Origin of the sequence: Brenneria populi (assembly GCF_036016195.1) — a bacterium.
GTDB lineage: Bacteria > Pseudomonadota > Gammaproteobacteria > Enterobacterales > Enterobacteriaceae > Brenneria > Brenneria populi.
In genome coordinates, this window is the sequence record NZ_JAYWTM010000007.1 from 335,705 (window position 1) to 356,604 (window position 20,900).

Below are 20,900 nucleotides of genomic sequence, written 5' to 3' on the forward strand. Positions count from 1 at the left end.
CTTGAAGTATGGCGGGTATAAATATTTATTTTAATTATGGTTGCCTCACCAGGGAAAACCAATAAATACGCGCCGCGCGTTATGGCGTAACAATAATTCTGATGATTATTTAACGGAGACAGTCATGACTGTTATTGATGGGACCGCTCGGGTTATCAGTAACCAATGGGTAAACAGTGAATATAAGCATATGGCGATTCACGTCGGGCCGGTTGCATCGCAGGTCAAGCCGGGGCAGTTTTTCAACCTGCTGTGTCCGCAGACTGATGCCGACAAGCCTTTTTTTCGCCGTCCCATGAGTACCTGGTTCGCCGATGAACGCCAGGGTCGGGTGGATTTTCTCTATAAAGTGGTGGGCGCCGGCACGCGCGGACTCGCCACGCTGAACCCGGACGATCGGTTGAGCTACCTTGGCCCGCTGGGGAAAGGGTTTACGCTAACGCCCGACTACCGCCATATTCTGGTCGTCGGTCGCGGCGTGGGGCTGGCGACGCTTGCTCCGCTGGCGGAACACGCGGCGGCGATGAATATTCAGGTTACGGCGTTGCTCAGCGCCAAAGATAGGGAGCGGCTGATGTCGCAGCGCCGTTTTCTCGATAGCGGCGCGCAGCTGATCGAAGTGGTGGATAGCGATGGCTCCAGCGCGACGGAAAACGTGGAACGTCTGATCCGTTCGTTGCACCGGCGCCTGTCGATTGACGCGGCCTATACCTGCGGCTCGACGCGCCTGATTCGATTGCTGCAAACCCTGTCCGCGGAGCTGGATTTTGCCGGCGAAGTGGCGCTGGAGCAGCAGATGGCCTGCGGACTCGGCATGTGTTACTGCTGCGTGCGTCCGATGCGAGTCGGCATGAGCGAGAAACGGGAGAGCAAACGCGTGTGCTACGACGGCCCGGTCTTTAACTTGCGCGAGGTGGTGCTGTGATCGACCTATCCGTCAATATCAACGGGCTACGCCTGGATAATCCGGTGATGCCGGCATCCGGCACCTTTGCCGAAGGGCTGACCGAGGTGATGGACGTCAACCGGCTGGGGGCCTTCGTCACCAAAACCTTTACCCTACATCCGCGCGCCGGTAATCCGGTTCCCCGGGTTTGCGAGCTGGATTCAGCGATGCTTAATTCGATTGGCATTCCCGGGAAAGGCGTTGAGCACGTTATTCAGCATATGGTGCCGTTTTGGCGCCGCTATCAGCCGCCGTTGATTGTCAGTATTTCCGCGAATACGGCGGATGAGTTTGCGCAGCTGGCCGAACGGCTCAGCGACGTTGCGGGCATTGCGGCGATTGAAGCCAATATCTCCTGTCCCAATATCGAGGCGGATGGCAAGGCGTTCGCGATTGAGGCGGCGTCGACCGCCAAAGTTATCCGGGCGTTGCGCCACGCGACGCGTTTACCGCTGTGGGCCAAGCTGACGCCCAATGCCGCGGATATCGCCGCCGTGGCGCGGGCGGTTGAAAACGAAGGCGGAGACGCCATCGTCGTCGGTAACACCCTGCTGGGAATGCGCATCGATATTCAGACCCGCCGTCCTAAGCTGGGCAATATCATGGGGGGATTATCGGGGCCGGCGCTCAAGCCGATTATGCTGCGCATGGTTTACCAGTGCCGCAGGCAGGTATCCATTCCGATTATTGGCTGTGGCGGCATCAGTCAGGCAGACGATGTGATCGAGTATTTTTTCGCCGGCGCCAGCGCGGTTCAGGTGGGGACGGCCACGTTCATTCATCCGACGGCGATGATTACCATTCTTGACGATTTACATGACTATTGCCGGCGGCAGGGGATAGCGCGTATCGCCGATCTGACCGGCGCCATTCTCGATGAGGTTACGCCGTATGACGGCGTTTCCTGAGCAACCCGATGCGGACGCGCCACGGCGTCCATCTACGGCGGCGGGCGGATTGCGCTCCGCGCCGCCGCGGCGCGGATTAAGCCCGCTCTTCTTCGATATTCAGTTTCCAGCCCGTGACGTCGCGCCAATACTCCTGCTCCCGCTCTAAGTCCAACTGAACGAGGGTATTCTGGCTGAAAAAGTCGTGCGGAAATATCAGCGTCCAGTGGTTATCGTCGGTATTCAGGCGCAGCGTCTCCGGGGTGGTGGTGGCCTGCCTCTGATTATTGAGCAGAGTGGCGAGGCGCAATAGCTGAACCATGGGCAAATACTGTTTCTTTTTAAACAGATTCAGGCGCGGCAACTCTTCCAGCTTGATGGCCTTGCGGTGTAAACGCACGATCAGGGAAAGCAGCAATTGCTGCTCCTGATTGAAGCCGGGCAGGTTGGTGTTTTGTAGAATGTAGGCGGAGTGGCGGTGCATGCCGCTCTGGTTGATGCTCAGCCCTACTTCATGCAGCATGGCGGCCCAGTTGAGGAGCGCTTTAAGCTGCGGGTCGACCAGACTGGAGTTTTGCTCCGCCCACTGCACATAGAGCAGCTCGGCGGTGTCCCGCACGCGCCGGGCCTGCTCGCGGTCAATATTGTAATGACCGGCGAGGCTTTGCGCGGTGCGGATGCGGATATCCTGATGGCGGAAGCGCCCTTCCATTTCATACAGCACGCCTTCGCGCAGCGCGCCGTCGGACAGGCGCAGCTCTTTGATCGACAGCGCGTCAAAGACGCCGCACAGAATGGCGAGTCCGGGCACCAGCACCGACTGCCTCTCTTCCGCCAGACCCGGCAGGCTCAGCGATTTGAACGATTTGAATTGCAGAATCTGCTCGCGCAGCATTTCCAGCCGTTCCGGCGTGATCAGACCATCCTTTTTACCCATCTCCAGCAGGATTTCGTGGACCGCCTTGATGGTGCCGGACGCGCCCAGCGCGTACTCCCAGCCGTACATGCGATATTTCCAGGTCAGCGTTTCCAGCTTTTGAGCCGCCGCCAACCGGGCGCGTTTGAAATTGCTTTCGCTGATTTCGCCGTTGGGAAAAAACTGTTGGGCGAAGCTGACGCAGCCCATGCGGCGGCTTTCGATCAGGATAGGGTCGAAATCTTCGCCGATGACCAGTTCGGTGGAGCCGCCGCCGATATCGATAACCAGCTTGCGGCCTTTTTCCGGCTGCGTGTGCTCCACGCCCATAAAAATCAGGCGCGCCTCTTCATGGCCGGAGATGATGGCGATCGGGTAGGGCATGATATCGGCGGCCCGGCGCAGAAATTCGCGGGCGTTTTCCGCCTGGCGCAGGGCGTGCGTGGCGACGATCGACACATTCGACGGAGAGAATCCTTGCAGCCGCTCGGCAAACAGCGCCAGGCAGCTCAATCCCCGCTCCATGGCTTCCTCGCTGAGCATGTTTTTGCCGTCCAGCCCGTCGGCCAGATAAACGCGCTGCTTTAAACGGCTCAGCACCTGAAGCGCCCCGTTCACCACGCGGGCGATCACCATATGGAAACTGTTGGAGCCCAGGTCGACCGCGGCGAACTCCTGGGGTTTTACGGCATTGCTATCTTCATTTGTTAACGGCATTATTCGGGTTTGTCTCCAGGTTGCTCAAGCGCCTTGATGTAATCATAGACGGCATTTTGCGCGCGCACTTTACGGCGGTTGCCGCGCGCTACATAGCGGTTGCTCAGCTCTTTATCAATCACGCGGGCTTTCACCGTATCACTGAACAGAATATCAAGAATGTCCAAAATTCGATTTTTCAGCATAGGATCGAGCACTTCGACGGCGACTTCAATACGGTAATCGATGTTGCGCGTCATCCAGTCGGCCGATGAGAGGTAAACTTTCTTATCGCCGCCGTTATTAAATACATACACGCGATCGTGCTCCAAGTAACGATCGACGATGCTGATAACCTGAATATTGTCGCTGACGCCCGGCAATTGGGGGATCAGCGAACACATACCGCGAACCAGCAGATTGATTTTCACGCCGGCGGCGGAGGCCTGATAGAGTTTTTCCATCAGCCCCTTATCCACCAGATTATTTACCTTAAGGGTGATGCCCGCATCAATATTCGCCCGCGCGTTTTCGATTTCTCTATCGATCAGCCGATAGAGCCGGTCGCGCGAGTTTTGCGGGGAGACCAGCAGGTACTCAAAGGATACCGGCCGGTAAGGGTTCTCAATAAAATTAAATACCCGCCGTACCTCATTGGTAATACGTTCATCCGCGGTAAGCAACGAATAGTCGGTATAGATCCGGGCGGTTTTTTCGTTGAAGTTACCGGTACCGATGTGGGCGTAACGCACGATGGCGCCCTCTTCACGGCGTGAAATTAAAAACAGTTTGGCATGGATTTTCAACCCCGGCACCGAGAAAAGCACGTGAACGCCGGCTTCGGTCAGCCGTTTTGACCACTGAATGTTGGCTTCTTCATCAAAACGCGCCTGCAATTCCACCACCACGGTGACCTTCTTGCCGTTGTGAGCGGCGTGGATCATGGAGTTAATGATGCGCGAATCTTTCGCCACCCGGTAGATATTGATTTTGATCGCCAGCACGTTGGGGTCGAATGAGGCCTGGCGCAGCAGTTCCAGCACGTGTTCGAACGTGTGATACGGATAGTAAAGCAGAATATCCCGCTCGCGGATAGCGTCGAAGCCGTTACGGAAATGGTTGAAGCCGTCGTGCCGCAGGCGCGGCAGCGGTTTGTTCACCAGATTGGCCCGCCCGACGTTGGGGAAAGAGATAAAGTCTTTAAAGTTATGGTAACGGCCGCCCGGGATGACGGAGTCAAACGAGGAGATCCCCAGTTTTTCCTGCAAAACGGCGACCATGGCGTCGGGCATATCGCGCTGATAAACGAATCTGACCGGCTCCGCGGTCAGACGCTGTTTCAGGCTGGAGGACATCAGCTCCAGCAGGCTGGACTCCATTTCGCTCACCAGGTCGTATTCCGCGTCGCGGGTCATTTTCATGGAATAGGCGTTGAGCGCATCGTAATCGAAAAAGCCTTTGAAGATGTCATTCAGGCAATAGCGCAGAATATTGTCGATCAAAATCATGGTCTTGCGCCGGCGCGGCGCTTCCGCCGGCAGATTAACGAAGCGGGGAATCTTGTCGGAAGGAATTTCCAGCAGCGCATAATTGGTTTCTTCGCCGCGAATAATTTCGACCACCAGATAGGTGTAGTCGTCTTTCAGAAACTGTACCAGGTTGGTGTCATGCAGGATCAGGATCGGCGTGATATGCGGGCGTAGGTGTTGTCTGAAGTACTCTCTCAGCCACTCCTGCTGGTTGGGAGAAACCTGACGCTCGTTGACCAGAAAGATCTGGTTGCGGGCCATCTCCAGCAGTAACTCATTGTAAAGGTTGTCGAATACCAGGTCTGTTTTCAGGACGCGGGCCTGAATCTTTCCCAAAAGGTGGCGTAAATTGCCGTCTGAGCCCTGTTCTTCGTTGATTAAAATTCGTCTTTTCAGATCGGCGAAACGAACTTTATAAAACTCATCGAGATTATTGGAGTAAATACCAAGAAAGCGCATGCGCTCAATCAGGGGGTTACTTTTATCTGCCGCTTCCTGAAGTACCCGTTCATTAAAGGATAACCAACTTAACTCTTTCTCAATGTAGAGTTTATCCTGACTCATTTTCACTCCGTTAGACTATATGCCGAATATCTATACCCAATAAACATCACAGCGTGATCGGGCGACAGCCGCGCGGATTTTCCCCGCTAAGTTTAGTCAAGGCAGCGACCGCGGCGACGGATCCGCCGGCAGCGCGTTTGAACACGGCTTACGGCGATCGCGCGGAGGATAAGCCGAGTCATTTGGGGAAACCAATACCACCGCAACTTGAAAGATGAAGGGTATAACAACATTATGGCGCGTTCATGACGATAAAATCTAATACGCAGACGGACTTACCATTGTCATATTATGAGGGTAAAGGCAACATATGCCACCCGTTTTCTTTGGGATGAGCGATTAAAGGGACGCTGACGAGTGCAATATTACGGCGAGAGCGATGGAAAATACAGTTAACCGATTACAGCGCCGGGATCGCCGGCGAGCGTGGATTGAGCGCCTGACGCGCCGCGTCGTCGCCGGCAGCGGTTTATTGGTGCTGATGGCGCCGTTATCTATTTTTTTCTATCTGCTGTATGTGGTAACGCCGATCTTCCTTTCCCCTTCCGTCAGCGAATGGCAAGCGATTCCGCTGAACGCCGGGGAGCCTGCGCTGGCCGTAGGAATTAGCGACAACGGACAAATCGGCTTTCGCATCGATCGGCAAGGCTACGGCGAATTTATTTCACTCTCGTCCGGTTTGGCGACGCAGCGTGTGCGGCTTGCGCCGTCGGTGAATTTACTGACGGAAAGCCATAACGATCGGCAGCTTTACGCGCTGGGCCAGTCTGACGGACGCATCCGCATCGTGCAGCCCTTGCTGCCGCCGAATGGAAATCTCCCCGCGCAGTGGAAATTCCCGTTCGGCGAGGAGCCGCTATCGCTGGGGCTGCCCGCGCAGCCGTTACGTCAGCTGAGCGTGGCGGCGGTTGCCGAAAAACGCCTGATAGTGGCGGCCGTCACCCAGGATTACCGTCTGACGGTCAGCGAAGTTGGGGAGGCGGGCGTGCGGCAACAGGCGCAGATCGAACTGCCTGAAAAGGCGGTCGACCAACTGCTGATAACGCCGGATGGCCGGCAAATTTATCTTCTCAACGGTACTCAACTGAGCGTATGGCAATCGGACGCCGGGCTGATACTGCGGGAGAAACGGCAGTTGGCCGAACAAGGCGCGGCGCGCCTGGCCTTACTGGCCGGCGGACGTTCGCTTCTGGTGCAATCGGCCGCAGGAGAGATCGCCCAGTGGTTTGACGTTCCGACGGAAGAGGGGATGCGGCTGACGGCCATCCGCCGGTTTACCCAGGCGGCGGGGGCATCGGCGTTGTTAGCCAGCGAGGCGCAGCGCAGGGTGTTTGCGACGCTGACGCCGCAGGGCGAGCTGTCCCTTTTCGCCAGCAAACAGCCGGACGCGCTGTTGACCGAACGGATCGCGCAGAACGCGCGATCGCTGGCGTTTTCTCCCCGCGGCCAGGCGATGCTGGTGGAGACGGAAAACGGCTGGCGGACGTACAAAGTGGACAACCCCTACCCGGATATCGGCTGGCGCGGGCTGTGGCAAAAACTATGGTATGAAAATTATCCCGAACCGGCCTATATCTGGCAGTCCACCGCTGCGGATGACGGCTATCAGGCTAAATTCAGCATGGTGCCGCTGATGCTGGGCACGCTGAAAGCCGCCGTCTACGCGATGCTTTTCGCTACGCCGCTGTCGCTGGCGGCCGCCGTCTATACCGCCTGCTTTATGTCTCCGGCGTTGCGACGCTGGATTAAACCGACGCTGGAGATCATGGGCGCGCTGCCGACGGTGGTGATCGGCCTGATTGCCGCCGTCTGGCTTGCGCCGCACTTCGCCGCCTATCTGTCGACCATCCTGGCTATGCCGTTTTTATTGGCGCTGGCCGTGCTCGCCAGCGGCCGGCTGCTGGAATCCCTGCCCGCCGGCTGGCGTAAATATTTCCCCGCCGGCTGGGATGCGCTGTTTCTGCTGCCGCCCATCCTGCTGGCGCTGGCGATCGGCTGCTGGCTGGGGCCGGCTCTGGAAATCCGGCTGCTGGGCCAGCCCTTATACCAGTGGCTGGGGGATGATTTCGTTCAGCGCAACTCGCTGGTGGCGGGCGTTGCGTTAGGATTCGCCCTGATCCCGCTAATCTTTTCGCTGGCGGAGGATGCGTTATTCAGCGTGCCGGCCCGTTTGAGCCAGGGCTCGTTGGCGTTGGGCGCCACGCCGTGGCAAACCTTGTGGCGCGTGGTGCTGCCTTCCGCCAGCGCCGGGATTTTCGCCGCGCTGATGCTCAGCTTCGGCCGCGCCGTAGGGGAAACCATGATCGTACTGATGGCGACGGGCAATACGCCGATTATCGATGAAAGCCTGCTCCTGGGGCTGCGCTCGCTGGCGGCCAATATCGCCATTGAAATGCCGGACGCCGTCATCAACGGCGGCCATTATCGGGTACTGTTCCTGACGGCGCTGGCGCTGTTCGTCTGCACTTTCGTGGTCAATACGCTGGCCGAGTCGATACGCCAGCGTTTGCGCCAGCGTTATCGTGATGAAGGAGAAAAAGCGTGAAGCGCTGGTTCCGTTCCGGCAAGCCGTGGATATGGCTGACGGCCGCATCCATCAGCGTCAGCCTGCTGGCGATGGCGGCGGTTTTCGTTTTACTGGCCGGGCAGGGCGTGCGCTATCTGTGGCCGCAACCGGTGTGGCTCTTTACTTTGCAACAGCCGGCCCCTTCGCAACAGCGGGCGGCGGCGCCGCAAGACGGGGCTTTCGCGCTGATCGGCGAGGTTTACGCTGAGCAGCGACTGTCACCGCAGCAGCTTAGGGATGCCGGGCTGCTGTTAGCCGCGCGGCCGGATGAAGCGGCGACGCGTTATCTGATCAAAACCGGCCGGCGCGAAATTTATGGCCAGAGCTTTCATCTGCTGCTATCCCGCGATGTTATCAGCCGTAGCAAACCGGCGGATATTCTGGCGCTGAGGCTGGCGAACAGCGACGTCGCCTATGGCTATCTGGCCGGTATGCTGGAGGATGGGCAACCCTTGCTGGCCGGCGATCTGCCCCGAACATTGCATCGCCGGGTGAAACAGGTTCAGGCGCTGTTGGCGATGGCGCAGGATATTCGCCTGGGAGAGATGGCGAAAATCAACCAGCGCTTCGACATGTTGCGTCTGGAAGAGAGAAAGCGGCGGCAGGCGGATACCCTGGATAGCCGGACGCAGGCGCGAATCAACGCCGAGCGGAGCGAATTACAGCGTCATTTCGCTGAGTTTTCTCTGCAATTGGCCGAACTTAACCGGGAGATTGACCGTGATAGGCTGCAGTTGCGCGATGCGAATGGCGTTATGCATCTTCTCCCGCTCAGGGATATTGAGCAGGCCTGGTATCCCAATGCGATGAGTCGCAGCCAGAAAATCGCCCACGGGGCGAAGCAGATTCGCTATATGCTGACGCACTATTCGCCCGATAGCAATCATCCCGGATATCTGTTCCCGGCGATTTTCGGTACGGTGCTTATGGTGGTGCTGATGACGATCGTCGTTATGCCGCTCGGCGTGATTGCCGCTGTTTATCTTCATGAATATGCGGGTAAAAATACGCTGACTCGCTGGGTCAGGATCGCCGTGGTCAATCTGGCCGGCGTTCCGTCGATCGTTTATGGCGTATTTGGCCTGGGGTTTTTCGTTTATCTGATCGGCGGCACGCTGGATCGGCTTTTTTATGCCGAAGCGTTGCCTAATCCGACGTTTGGTACGCCGGGGTTGCTGTGGGCGTCGCTGACGCTGGCGCTACTGACGCTGCCGGTGGTGATCGTCGCCACCGAAGAGGGATTATCGCGCATCCCGATGTCGGTGCGCTACGGTTCTCTGGCCCTGGGGGCCACGAAAGCCGAAACCTTGTGGCATGTGGTGCTGCCGATGGCGGTGCCGGCGATGATGACCGGGCTAATCCTCGCCGTCGCGCGCGCGGCGGGGGAAACCGCGCCGCTGATGCTGGTGGGGGTGGTGAAATCGGCGCCGGCGCTGCCGGTCGACGACCTTTTCCCCTATCTTCATCTGGAGCGAAAATTTATGCATCTGGGCTTTCAGATTTACGATCTGGCTTTTCAGAGCCCGGATGTGGAAGCGGTGCGGCCTCTGGTCTATATCACGGCGTTGCTGCTGGTATTGATTGTCGTCGCATTGAATCTGGCCGCGATGGGGATCCGCCATACGCTGCGTGAAAAATACCGTACGCTGTCACTCTGAATGCAGGATGAAATTATGGAATCAATAAAGTCGTCGCGGACATCGCCGGTTATGAGCGTTCCTCGGTTCAGTGATGAGCAGGTGGCGCTGTCCGTGGAGCATCTTCATCTCTATTACCGGGATAAACGGGCGCTGAATGATATTTCCCTGCGCATTCCCCAACATCGGGTAACCGCGCTGATCGGGTCGTCCGGCTGCGGCAAATCGACGCTGCTGCGCTGCTTTAATCGCATGAACGATCTGATCGACGGCTGCCGCACCGAGGGCGATATCTCTCTGTATGGCATGCCGATTACCGACCCGCAGCTGGACGTGTCGCTATTGCGCCGCCGGGTCGGCATGGTTTTTCAGCGGCCGAATCCCTTTCCCAAGTCCATTTATGAAAATGTGATTTACGGCCTGAGGCTGCAGGGCGTTCGGGACCGCCGTTTGCTGGATGAGGCGATGGAACATGCCTTGCGCGCGGCGGCGTTATGGCATGAGGTGAAAGATAGGCTCGGAGATAACGCGCTGACGCTTTCCAGCGGCCAGCAGCAGCGTCTGGTGATCGCGCGGGCGATCGCCATTAAGCCGGAGGTGTTGTTGCTGGATGAGCCGACTTCGGCGCTGGATCCTATCTCAACGCTGGTGATTGAAGAGCTGATCGGCGCCTTGAAGCGGCATTTCACGCTGGTGCTGGTGACGCACAACATGCAGCAGGCGGCGCGCGTTTCCGATTACACGGCATTTATCCATCAGGGGACGTTAATCGAATATAACCAAACGGATGATTTATTCACCTCGCCGACGCAACGCCGCACGGAAGATTACATTACCGGCCGGTTCTGTTAAAACCGGCGCTTTGCCGCCCGGCTTAACCAAACAGGCTGTAGATGATGGCGGAGATGGCGATCAGCCCCATGACGGTGATGAATAGGTTGCTGATATGGCCGCTGTATTTTTTCATCGCCGGGACTTTCTGAATGGCGTACATCGGCATAAGGAACAGCAGACAGGCGATGACGGGGCCGCCCAGGGTTTGAATCATGCCCAGAATACTTGGGTTCAGCGTCGCCACCATCCAGGTGGTGATCAGCATGAACGCGGCGGTAATGCGGTTCATCCTGGCGCTGGAAATGGTTTTACCCTTGCCGCGCTGCGCTTTCATCATCATGCCGTTGAAACCTTCGCTGGCGCCCAGATAGTGGCCGAGGAACGATTTGGAAATGGCGATGGCGGCGATAATCGGCGCCAGGTAGCCCATCATCGGGTTATTAAAGTGGTTCGCCAGATAAGAGAGGATGGAGATGTTCTGCGCCTTCGCTTCCATCAGCTCGGCCGGGGAGAGGGTGAGCACGCAGCTGAATACGAAACACATCACGGTGATCACCATCATGATATGGCTGTAGGAGAGAATGCGCGAGCATTTTCCGTCGGCTTCGTCACCATACTCTTTACGCTTGGCGACGGCGAACGAGGAGATAATCGGCGAGTGGTTGAAGGAGAAAACCATCACCGGAATAGCTAGCCACAGCGTCGCCAGCAGGCCATTGCCGGTTGCGTTATTGGTCAGCGACGCGTGTTCGAAAACCGCGGTGCTCCAGTATGGCACTAAATATAAAGCCAGGATCATTAAAACAGCGACGAAAGGGTATACCAGAATGCTCATTGCCTTAACGATCGCGGCTTCGCCAAAACGGACGATAAACATTAGTCCCAGAATTAATATCAACGACAGAATCGCTCGCGGCGGCGCGGGTAAGTGCATCTGGTGGATAATGAAACTCTCTACCGTATTGGTAATCGCCACGCCGTAAACCAGCAGAATGGGATAAATCGCGAAAAAATAGAGCAGCGTGATTAATTTTCCCGCGCCGACGCCGAAATGTTCTTCAACCACTTCGGTGATATCTTCGCCGCCTTTTTTACCCGATAAGACGAAACGGCATAGGGCGCGGTGAGAATAATAGGTCATCGGGAAAGCAATAACGGCCATAATGATTAATGGGATAAGACCGCCGATACCCGCATTTATCGGCAGAAACAGTACGCCGGCGCCAATCGCGGTGCCATAGAGGCCCAGCATCCAGACGGTATCGCTTTTCCGCCAGACTGAAGCCTGTTCCGCTATCTGGCCGCTATCTTGAATCGTGCTCATGCGAATTTCTCCTTAGTGAACGCCGTATATAAAAAATACAGTACCGGCACTCCGCCGCTACGGGAGCAAAAAATAAACAGGGCTATATACCCGTCATACTTCAAGTTGCCTATGCGTTGGCTTTGTTACTCGCTCCATCCATGGAGCTCGCCCCGTTGGGGCCGCCGCAAGCGGCGTTCAACTCTGCTCTTGGCAGATTTGTCGCTCACCCCAGTCACTTATTGCTGTAAGCTCCTGGGGATTCGCTGCGTCGCCGCGTTATTCGGCCTGATGGCCTCACCCCTTCGGGGTCAGCGCAAGCGCTGTTCAAAAACGCTTTGGCGTTTTTGTCCTGCAACTCGAATTATTTAGGGTATAACTATGCCGGTAAAAATACCGTTTTACCGCCGCATACTATATCTGAGCGGTCGAAAAATAATATTGATTCGAACGTGTAAATGAAGCGTATGGAATTATTTTGATAAACATATCGACGACTTAAAATATTAAGAGTGATGCGTTAATCGATATAAAAAGAGTAAAAAATAAGCAAAGTATTAACTAACGAAAAATATATCGCGATCAATTATTAATATTGTCTTCGGATATACGCCGGCGTATATCCGAAGAGAAAATAGCATGCGCCTCAGGCGGATAACGTCTCTTGCGCCCAGCGTAGACCGGGATGATAGTCGTCCGTCAACATGGCCGTCAGCGATTGTAACGTTTGGCGCAGATTCGCGTTGTCCTGCGCCTGTAAATTCAGGTGGCCGACCTTGCGCCCGGGGCGCACCTCTTTTTCATACCAGTGCAGGCGCACCAGCGGCAGCGACAGCCACTCCAGGTTGATCTCCGTGCCGATCAGATTGACCATCACCGACGCGCTGTCGACGGCGGGAGCCGGCATCGGCAGATCCAGAATCGCCCGCAGATGCAGCTCGAACTGGCTTATCGACGCGCCGTTTTGCGTCCAGTGCCCGCTGTTGTGCACGCGCGGCGCCAGTTCGTTAATCAGCAGGTCATCGCCGACAATAAAGCACTCCATCGCCATCACGCCGACATAGCCCAGTTCATGCATAATGGCCGACAGCATATGCTCCGCCTGCCGCTGCAATCGCGGCGCCGGGCGGGGAAGGGCGACGCTGGCGCGCAGGATGCCGTCCTGATGCAGATTATGCGTCAGCGGATAGAATACGCAGTCGCCATGGGCGTTGCGCGCGCCGACCAGCGATACCTCGCCGGAAAAGTTGATGCCTTGCTCGACGATACATGCGCCGTAGCAGTCCGCCGGAAGCGTATGCTGCTCGCCATCGCGCAGACGCCACTGTCCGCGGCCGTCGTAGCCGCCGACGCACCGCTTCACGATGGCCAGTTCGCCAAGCCGGGCGAAAACCTGCGGCCATTGATCGGCGCCGGCCAGCAACTGCCAGGGGGCGGTAGCCAACGCCAGGGAGTCCAGCAGCTGTTTTTGCGTCAGGCGATCGGCCAGACGCGGAAAAATATCGCGGTTAACGAATCCGGCATGCTGCGCCAGCTCCCGCGTGAGCGCGGTTTCCGGCCAGCGTTCGATTTCCGCGGTGATCACGCTGTTCTGAAACGGGACCGACTCCGGATCCGCGTTCAGCCCGACGGGGTAAACCGCGATACCCAAGGGTTCGCCGGCCTGGCGCAGCATTCTGCCCAGTTGGCCGTCGCCTAATACGCAAACCGGTTTCATGCTTCCTCCCGCGGGTCGGGATTGGACAACACGTCGTCGGTCTGACGTCGCCGCCAGTCCGCCAGGCGTACGGCGAGCGCCTGGTCATGCAGCGCCAGAATCTGCGCCGCCAGCAGCGCGGCGTTGGCGGCGCCGGCTTTGCCGATGGCCAACGTTCCGACCGGAACGCCGCGCGGCATCTGCACAATGGAATACAGGCTGTCGACGCCGCTCAGCGCCGCGCTTTGTACCGGCACGCCCAATACCGGCACCAGCGTTTTGGCCGCCAGCATGCCGGGTAAGTGCGCCGCGCCGCCGGCCCCGGCGATAATCACGTCAAAACCGTTTGTTGCCGCCTGCTCTGCGAAACTGAATAGCTTATCGGGCGTCCGGTGGGCGGAGACGATCTCCGCATGAAAGGGAATATTCAGCGTAGTGAGAATTTCCGCGGCAAACTGCATGGTGGCCCAGTCACTCTTTGAACCCATGACGATGGCGATTTTAGCCGGGGCGGCGTTGGATGACATGCCTGTAAAACTCCTGTGATTGACATGATGGCGATGTTGATGATGTCGCGTCGGTCAGGTATTTCCCGGGTGATGGTCTCGATGTTAATCATCGACGCATAGCGTAGCTCACCAATAGGGCTCTGACTTTGAGGGCGTAGAGCATATCACGACCTTATGGTAAGGAAAACGGTTGCGTCGATTGGAAAAATGAATCATAGGGCAAACGGCAGGGGGGAAACGGCTAGAATGGAAACGAAATCAGTTCGATATCCTGGGGGGTAACTTTGATCATTGAGCCTTCATGATGCCAGGCTCCGAGCACCGCGCGCCGGGCGCGGAAATTCCCGCTAACGATCTGATGGATCGCCGGGCGGTGGGTATGGCCGTGGATCATGGTATTCACCCGGTAGTGGCGTAAACGTTCGATAACCTGTTCGGGGTTAACATCCATAATCTCCAGCGACTTGCGCTGGTTGGCCTGCCGGCTGGCCGAACGCATCCCGGCGGCGATCCGCAGCCGCCATGCCAGGGGCAACAGCAGAAAAAAACGCTGTATCAGCGGATTATGCACCCGGCGGCGAAATTTCTGATAGGCGATATCGTCGGTGCACAGCGTATCGCCGTGCAGAATCAGGAGCCTATGGCCGTACAGGTCGAGCACATTCTCCGCGGGCAGCAGCGTGAGCCCGCTTCGCCTGGCGAAACGTTTGCCGATCAGAAAGTCCCGATTGCCATGCACGAAATAACAGGGCACCCCCTGTCGATGCAGCGTCAGCAGAGCATCGGCGACGGTGGCATGCAGCGGCTGCGGATCGTCATCGCCAATCCAGGCGTCGAACAGGTCGCCCAAAATATAGAGCGCGTCCGCATGCACGGCTTCATGGCGTAAAAAACGCAGAAAACCGGCGGTGATCGCCGGTTCATCAATACTTAAGTGCAGATCGGCAATAAACAGCGTCGCCATGCGACCGCAATTACTCGCTAACGGTAACGGAAGTGACGACGACGTCTTCTTTCGGCACGTCCTGGTGCATACCGCTGCGGCCCGTCGCCACGCCTTTGATTTTGTCCACGACGTCCATACCCTCGACGACTTCGGCGAACACGCAGTAGCCCCAGCCGTCGGCGCGTTCCGAACGGAAGTTCAGGAAGTCGTTATCAACCACGTTAATGAAGAACTGCGCCGTCGCGGAGTGCGGATCGTTGGTGCGGGCCATCGCCAGCGTGCCGCGGGTGTTTTTTAACCCGTTGTTGGCTTCATTCTTAATCGCCGTTTTGGTCGTTTTTTGCTGCATGCCCGGCGCAAAGCCCCCGCCCTGGATCATAAATCCATTGATAACGCGGTGAAAAATGGTGTTGTCGTAAAAGCCGCTGCGGCAGTAATCCAGAAAGTTTTCTACGGTAACCGGCGCTTTGTCTGCAAATGTGTTGATAACGATATCGCCGTGGTTGGTATGAAACGTGATCATAGTAATGAACCTTGCATAGCCATAATAGAGTAATGTGGAACGATGCTCGCCGAGTGTGCGAGCAACCAAGAGCGCACTTATAACATAACTGGCTTGCCGAGTCAGTATGCCCGGTATCTTTCCGGCCGTTTCCCTAATCGCCGGGGCGGTGAGCCGGGATGGGCTGATGGCGTTCGCTGTTTTGCATAATTCGCTTGTTCTTTAGCAGTAACAACGACTAATCTGAAACTGATTATCATTCTCCTTCGACATCACTAAACAGATAGGTGCATCATGCTGGACAGTATCAATCGCGTTTTTGATAAGCCGGATTTCGGCAAGCTGTTACTTCGTTTGTCTTTCAGTATCTTAATGTTGTTTCACGGCTGGCATAAAGTGCATAGCGGCGTCGGCGGCATTGAAGGCATGCTGGCGGCGGCGGGTCTGCCCGCGTTCATCGCCTACGGCGTTTACGTGGGCGAAGTCATTACGCCGCTGCTGATGATTTTGGGTATTTTCACCCGTCCGTCCGCGCTGATTTTCTCGCTAACGATGGTGACGGCGGCCTGGCTGGCGAATCCGAACGGCTTATTCGTTCTGGCTAAAACCGGCGCCTGGATTGCGGAACCGGCCGCGGTCTTCTTCTTTGCCGGTCTGGCCATCGCCTTTCTGGGGAGCGGCAAATACTCCGTGATGTCCAACCCGCGTTTACGCTGATAGCCTTTGCGTCAGTTGAACGGTATTGTTCTTGGCCCGGATCATTCCGGGCTTCGTTGCCTCTAGTCCTTATCGATTATCTGCTTATTCCGTCGACTCAGCCTTGCAATAGCGCAGGGTTCAGGTTTCAATACGCCGTTAGAGTTAAAAGCCCTAAATAAATCGATGTTGCTCACGCTTACAGCGAACAATGATTCACCTATCCTGCGAATACCATGGAACGTCCTGATGCTAAAGATTTTTAATACGCTGAGTCGCCAAAAAGAGGAATTCAAACCTATCCACGCCGGTCATGTGGGGATGTATGTGTGTGGCATTACCGTTTATGACCTGTGTCATATCGGTCACGGGCGTACTTTCGTGGCGTTTGACGTGGTGGCGCGCTATTTACGCTATCTGGGATACTCGCTGAAATATGTGCGTAACGTTACCGATATTGACGATAAAATTATTAAACGCGCGGCGGAAAATGGTGAAAGCAGCGATCGGCTGACCACCCGGATGATCGCCGAAATGCATGCCGATTTTGACGCGTTAAATATTCTGCGCCCGGATGCCGAACCGCGCGCCACCCATCATATCGCCGAGATTATCGAACTGGTCGAAAAGCTGGTCGCGCGCCGCCATGCCTATGTGGCGTCCAACGGCGACGTAATGTTTTCCGTTGATACCGCGCCGGGCTACGGCGTGCTATCGCGCCAGGATCTGGAGCAGCTTCAGGCCGGCGCGCGGGTAGAGATTACGGAAGTGAAGCGCAATCCGATGGACTTCGTGTTGTGGAAGATGTCCAAGCCGGGCGAGCCCCACTGGTCTTCGCCGTGGGGGGAGGGACGTCCCGGCTGGCATATCGAATGTTCGGCGATGAACTGCAAACAGCTGGGGGATCATTTCGATATTCACGGCGGGGGCTCGGACCTGATGTTCCCGCACCATGAAAACGAAATCGCCCAATCCACCTGCGCGCACGACGGCCCTTACGTCAACTATTGGATGCATTCCGGCATGGTGATGGTCGACCGGGAAAAAATGTCGAAGTCGCTCAATAACTTCTTCACCGTGCGGGATGTGCTGGCGTACTACGATGCTGAAACCGTGCGCTACTTTCTGATGTCGGGCCACTACCGCAGCCAGCTTAACTACAGCGAAGAGAACCTGAAACAGGCGCGTTCGGCGCTGGAGCGTTTGTACACCGCGCTGCGCGGTACGGACCGCGGCGTGGAGGCCAAGGGCGGCGAGGAGTTTGAGGCGCGTTTCCGCGAGGCCATGGATGATGATTTCAACACCCCGGAGGCCTATTCCGTTCTGTTCGACATGGCGCGCGAGGTCAATCGCCTGAAGTCGGAGGATCGGCTTGCGGCGAGTCACCTGGCCGCCGCGCTGCGTAAGCTGGCGAAAGTGCTGGGCCTGCTGGAGCAGGATCCCGAACTCTTTCTGCAAAGCGGGGCGCAGGCGGACGATGACGACGTTAAAGAGATTGAAAGGCTGATTAAGCAGCGTAAAGACGCCCGTCAGGCGAAAGAGTGGGCGCTGGCGGACGACGCGCGCGATAGGCTGAATGAGATGGGCATTATTCTGGAAGACGGCCCGCAGGGAACGACCTGGCGGCGCAAATAATCTTCTGGCGCCACGCCGTATTTCGCGATGCCCGCGCGGGCGTCTCAAACGATGACGGATCGCCGGCGCTGCCGGCGATTTTTTATGACGGGCTTTCTGCCCGTCCCCCTTCGAACCGCTGCAAGCGGCGTTTTTTTATCAGGCCCTGACTTCCACCGAGGCGCCGTCAAATTGCACTTTCTGGCCGGCGACGATTTTGCAGCGCTTGCGCGTTTCCGTTTGCCCGTCGACGGCGACTTCTCCGGCGGCGATGGCCATTTTGGCCGCAGCGCCACTTTCACTCCAGCCCAGGAGTTTCAATAAGTCGCATAGTTCAACGTGCGGGTGTTTATCGAGATGAAAAATTTCCATAATATCCTGATTGTTATGCGTTAAACGCCGCTGTTAGCGTGCGGCGCCGTCGTGATACTCCTCGCAAGCCTGCAAGGTGTTCTGAATGAGGGTCGCCACCGTCATCGGGCCCACGCCGCCCGGCACCGGGCTGATGTAGGCGGCTCTCTCCCGCGCGGCGTCGAACTCCACGTCGCCGACGACTTTGCCGCTGTCCAGACGATTGATCCCGACATCGATCACAATCGCGCCCGGCTTGATCCACTCGCCGGGAATAAAACCGGGTTTACCCACGGCAACCACCAGCAGATCGGCGTGTTCGATGTGATGACGCAGATTTTTGGTAAAACGGTGGGTAACCGTCGTGGTGCAGCCCGCCAGCAACAGCTCCAGGCTCATCGGCCGGCCGACGATATTGGAGGCGCCGACGACAACGGCGTTCAGACCATAGGTTTCAATATTATAGCGTTCCAGTAGCGTCACGATCCCGCGCGGAGTACAGGCGCGCAGGCGCGGCGCGCGTTGGCAAAGCCGGCCGACGTTGTACGGATGGAATCCATCGACGTCTTTATCGGGCGAGATGCGCTCAATCACTTTGGTATTATCGATGCCGTCAGGCAGAGGGAGCTGAACCAGAATACCGTCAATCGTGTTGTCCGCATTAAGCCGGTCGATGAGTCCCAGCAGTTCGGCCTCGGTTGTGGTCGTGGGTAAGTCGTAGGAGCGGGAGATAAAGCCGACTTCTTCGCAGACTTTGCGTTTGCTGGCGACATAAATCTGTGAAGCGGGGTTGTCGCCGACCAGAATAACCGCGAGGCCCGGTGCGCGTTGACCCGCCGCCAAACGCTGTTTTACCCGCGCAGCGACTTCGTCTTTGACCTGCTGCGCAATCGTTTTACCATCAATAATCTTTGCTGCCATCTGAGCTGAAGTCCATCAATTTTAAATACGGAGGGAGTGGCGCTATTTTGTCAGAAGCCGGGCGCGCTGTCAGGCACTGCGTCAATATAATCATCTGAATGGCGGCAAATCAGCCCTTCTCCGCGCGCCGAAGGGCATCAGGGCTATTTTTGCCGCCGCGGGGGCGTTAGGCGGTCAGCACCAGCCGTTGTCGCTGCGGATCCCAGCGCCAGCAGGGGCGATCGCCTGCGATACGCGCGCCGCCAAGCCAGCGGACGGCCGGACCGCACCGCATCCAGTCCAGCCTGTTGGCCAGCAGTTCCCGGCCGACCGGCGTCAGGCGCAGAGTATTTGACTCTGTATCCAGGAACAGCGCCGGTTTGGGCGCCAGCCGCAGCGGGTCAATAATCGCATCCAGCATGATATCCCCAAGCCAGGGCAGCGGCTCATACCGTTCCGTCAGGGTACGGAACAGCTGCTTATGGGTACAGGGCCGTTCGGCCAGACAGCGCAGTGCCAGCTGTTCGGTCAGCCCGAGTCCGTTTTCGATATCGGGAAACTCCTGGCAGTGACGCCGCAGCGCCTGGGGTAAAAAGGGAAGATCGTTTGCGGCGTCGGCGGCCAAAGAGAGCAGCGGCGCGGGGTTGTCCGAACGCACCTGCTCCCACAGCTGATAACCTTGGCGGCATTGCCCGTCGGTCACGGGCTGGCGCGACTGCCAAAGCAGCAGCAAGGCTTCCATGGGAAGCTGTCCGAGCCCGATAAAACGACGGCTGCCGGGGTAGCTATCGACCGTGACCATTTCAAGCAACGGTGCGGGGCGGGTATGGAAATGAGCCAGGCAGCGCATCAAAATCAGCTGATCGTAGCTGTCGTGTTCAAACCACAGCACGATGCGCTGATAACGCTCGGCCGCGGACAACAGGGTATGTTCTTCCTGTTCGCGCTGTTGCGTCAGATGCTGCCGGCTGACGCCCATGCGAGAGGCATAGCGATCGGCGAGAAACGCCACGCGTGCCGCCAGCCAATCATCGCCGGTCAGCACCGGCCCCTGGCAAAACGGATCGCTATAGGCCAGATAATCGCCGGCAAATCCAGCCTGACGAAGCGCGTGCTGAATATCGGAACCGCAGCGGATATGCAGGGTGGAAAGCGCGTGATCCGGCGGATTGAGCTGGGTATCGATGGTTTTTTTCGCCTGTTCCATCGCCGCGATATGGGCTTTCAGTTTCGGCCAGCTCGGCAGCCCCAGCTCCCGGGCGATGATCCATTGGGCATCGCTCAGCCGCCCGTACCTCTCAACCAGCCGCGCCGGCGTCAGACCGGAATGGTAACGTTGAAAACGGGCGATCGCCTCGGGTTGAGATTGGCGGATGGCGTCACGCAACGCTTTGGCGCGCTTACGCTGTTGTTCAAGATTGATGCGAAATGGCGAGGAAAATACAGCAGATTGGGATGGTGTCATCGTGACGCCCCTTTTCTAAGGTCTGCGCCCGCCAATCAGACAGAAAAGGGAAAGCCATAAGGCATACCGTTTCATCGATCGTGGGCGTGGCCCTTTCCGCGGACAAGGAGGCGTCGATCGCGCCAGCTTCACGTTAACAAAGCGCCGCGCCGCTTGCAATAGCCAGTATATACTCTAAATAATTCGAATTGCAGGACAAAAACGCCAACGCGTTTTTGAACAGAGGTTGCGCTGGCCCCGCAGGGGTCAGGCCCACGGATGGGGCGAGTAACCAAGCCAACGCACAGGCGACTCGAAGGATGAGTATACACCGCCGTTATGCCGCGTAAGGTTATTCCATCAC

Annotated in this window: 17 protein-coding genes; 7 read left to right on the forward strand and 10 right to left on the reverse strand. The window is 57.2% G+C overall.

Annotation, left to right across the window (positions count from 1 at the left end; all coding sequences use genetic code 11):
• Positions 1-124: 124 nt before the first annotated feature.
• Together VSX58_RS11535 and VSX58_RS11540 are read left to right on the forward strand one after the other, a co-directional pair.
• On the forward strand, positions 125-925 hold the full coding sequence (locus VSX58_RS11535; protein WP_327618192.1) for a dihydroorotate dehydrogenase electron transfer subunit: 801 nt from the start codon (positions 125-127) through the stop codon (positions 923-925).
• Positions 922-1,854, forward strand: a complete 933-nt coding sequence (locus tag VSX58_RS11540; RefSeq protein WP_327618193.1) for a dihydroorotate dehydrogenase — start codon at positions 922-924, stop codon at positions 1,852-1,854. Before VSX58_RS11535 ends, VSX58_RS11540 begins: the two co-directional genes overlap by 4 nt.
• Before the next feature lie 76 nt (positions 1,855-1,930).
• Here the strand turns inward: VSX58_RS11540 and ppx are convergent, their stop codons facing one another.
• The gene (gene ppx, locus VSX58_RS11545) at positions 1,931-3,466 is read right to left on the reverse strand and encodes an exopolyphosphatase (RefSeq protein WP_327618194.1); all 1,536 of its coding nucleotides are present in this window, start codon (positions 3,464-3,466) and stop codon (positions 1,931-1,933) included.
• Positions 3,466-5,538: a polyphosphate kinase 1 gene (gene ppk1 / locus VSX58_RS11550; protein WP_327618195.1), complete on the reverse strand. Its 2,073-nt coding sequence runs from the start codon at positions 5,536-5,538 to the stop codon at positions 3,466-3,468. The genes ppx and ppk1 overlap by 1 nt, the downstream gene beginning before the upstream one ends.
• 379 nt (positions 5,539-5,917) lie before the next feature.
• On the opposite strand from ppk1, the gene VSX58_RS11555 reads away from it, so the two are divergent.
• The 3 genes from VSX58_RS11555 to pstB are packed head-to-tail and all read left to right on the forward strand — an operon-like array spanning position 5,918 to position 10,593.
• Entirely contained in the window at positions 5,918-8,083 is a 2,166-nt protein-coding gene (locus VSX58_RS11555) for an ABC transporter permease subunit (protein ID WP_327618196.1), read from the forward strand.
• Positions 8,080-9,762 carry a phosphate ABC transporter permease PstA gene (gene pstA, locus VSX58_RS11560; RefSeq protein ID WP_327618197.1) on the forward strand — a complete coding sequence of 561 codons (1,683 nt, stop codon included), beginning with the start codon at positions 8,080-8,082 and terminating at the stop codon, positions 9,760-9,762. Before VSX58_RS11555 ends, pstA begins: the two co-directional genes overlap by 4 nt.
• 51 nt (positions 9,763-9,813) lie before the next feature.
• Positions 9,814-10,593, forward strand: a complete 780-nt coding sequence (gene pstB, locus VSX58_RS11565) for a phosphate ABC transporter ATP-binding protein PstB (protein WP_407654869.1) — start codon at positions 9,814-9,816, stop codon at positions 10,591-10,593.
• 22 nt (positions 10,594-10,615) lie between these two features.
• On the opposite strand, the gene VSX58_RS11570 is transcribed toward pstB, so the two are convergent.
• From VSX58_RS11570 to ppiB, 5 genes are all read right to left on the reverse strand, one after another.
• Positions 10,616-11,899, reverse strand: a complete 1,284-nt coding sequence (locus VSX58_RS11570; RefSeq protein WP_327618199.1) for an HAAAP family serine/threonine permease — start codon at positions 11,897-11,899, stop codon at positions 10,616-10,618.
• A gap of 625 nt (positions 11,900-12,524) precedes the next feature.
• Positions 12,525-13,595: a 5-(carboxyamino)imidazole ribonucleotide synthase gene (gene purK, locus VSX58_RS11575; RefSeq protein WP_327618200.1), complete on the reverse strand. Its 1,071-nt coding sequence runs from the start codon at positions 13,593-13,595 to the stop codon at positions 12,525-12,527.
• The gene (purE, locus tag VSX58_RS11580) at positions 13,592-14,101 is read right to left on the reverse strand and encodes a 5-(carboxyamino)imidazole ribonucleotide mutase (RefSeq protein ID WP_327618201.1); all 510 of its coding nucleotides are present in this window, start codon (positions 14,099-14,101) and stop codon (positions 13,592-13,594) included. The genes purK and purE overlap by 4 nt, the downstream gene beginning before the upstream one ends.
• A gap of 223 nt (positions 14,102-14,324) precedes the next feature.
• Positions 14,325-15,047, reverse strand: a complete 723-nt coding sequence (lpxH, locus tag VSX58_RS11585) for a UDP-2,3-diacylglucosamine diphosphatase (RefSeq protein WP_327618202.1) — start codon at positions 15,045-15,047, stop codon at positions 14,325-14,327.
• 10 nt (positions 15,048-15,057) lie between these two features.
• Complete coding sequence (gene ppiB / locus VSX58_RS11590) at positions 15,058-15,552, reverse strand: peptidylprolyl isomerase B (protein WP_327618203.1); 495 nt, start codon at positions 15,550-15,552, stop codon at positions 15,058-15,060.
• Positions 15,553-15,825: 273 nt separating this feature from the next.
• On the opposite strand from ppiB, the gene VSX58_RS11595 reads away from it, so the two are divergent.
• Together VSX58_RS11595 and cysS are read left to right on the forward strand one after the other, a co-directional pair.
• Positions 15,826-16,248 (forward strand): DoxX family protein, encoded by a 423-nt coding sequence (locus VSX58_RS11595; RefSeq protein WP_327618204.1) that lies wholly within the window; start codon positions 15,826-15,828, stop codon positions 16,246-16,248.
• A 228-nt stretch (positions 16,249-16,476) separates the two neighbouring features.
• Positions 16,477-17,862 carry a cysteine--tRNA ligase gene (gene cysS, locus VSX58_RS11600; protein ID WP_327618205.1) on the forward strand — a complete coding sequence of 462 codons (1,386 nt, stop codon included), beginning with the start codon at positions 16,477-16,479 and terminating at the stop codon, positions 17,860-17,862.
• 138 nt (positions 17,863-18,000) lie between these two features.
• On the opposite strand, the gene ybcJ is transcribed toward cysS, so the two are convergent.
• The 3 genes from ybcJ to VSX58_RS11615 all read right to left on the reverse strand — a co-directional run bounded on the left by ybcJ (position 18,001) and on the right by VSX58_RS11615 (position 20,557).
• Complete coding sequence (gene ybcJ / locus VSX58_RS11605) at positions 18,001-18,213, reverse strand: ribosome-associated protein YbcJ (RefSeq protein WP_327613327.1); 213 nt, start codon at positions 18,211-18,213, stop codon at positions 18,001-18,003.
• Positions 18,214-18,246: 33 nt separating this feature from the next.
• Positions 18,247-19,113 carry a bifunctional methylenetetrahydrofolate dehydrogenase/methenyltetrahydrofolate cyclohydrolase FolD gene (gene folD, locus VSX58_RS11610; RefSeq protein WP_327618206.1) on the reverse strand — a complete coding sequence of 289 codons (867 nt, stop codon included), beginning with the start codon at positions 19,111-19,113 and terminating at the stop codon, positions 18,247-18,249.
• Between the two features lie 166 nt (positions 19,114-19,279).
• Positions 19,280-20,557 (reverse strand): DUF1835 domain-containing protein, encoded by a 1,278-nt coding sequence (locus VSX58_RS11615; protein ID WP_327618207.1) that lies wholly within the window; start codon positions 20,555-20,557, stop codon positions 19,280-19,282.
• Between the last annotated feature and the right edge of the window lie 343 nt (positions 20,558-20,900).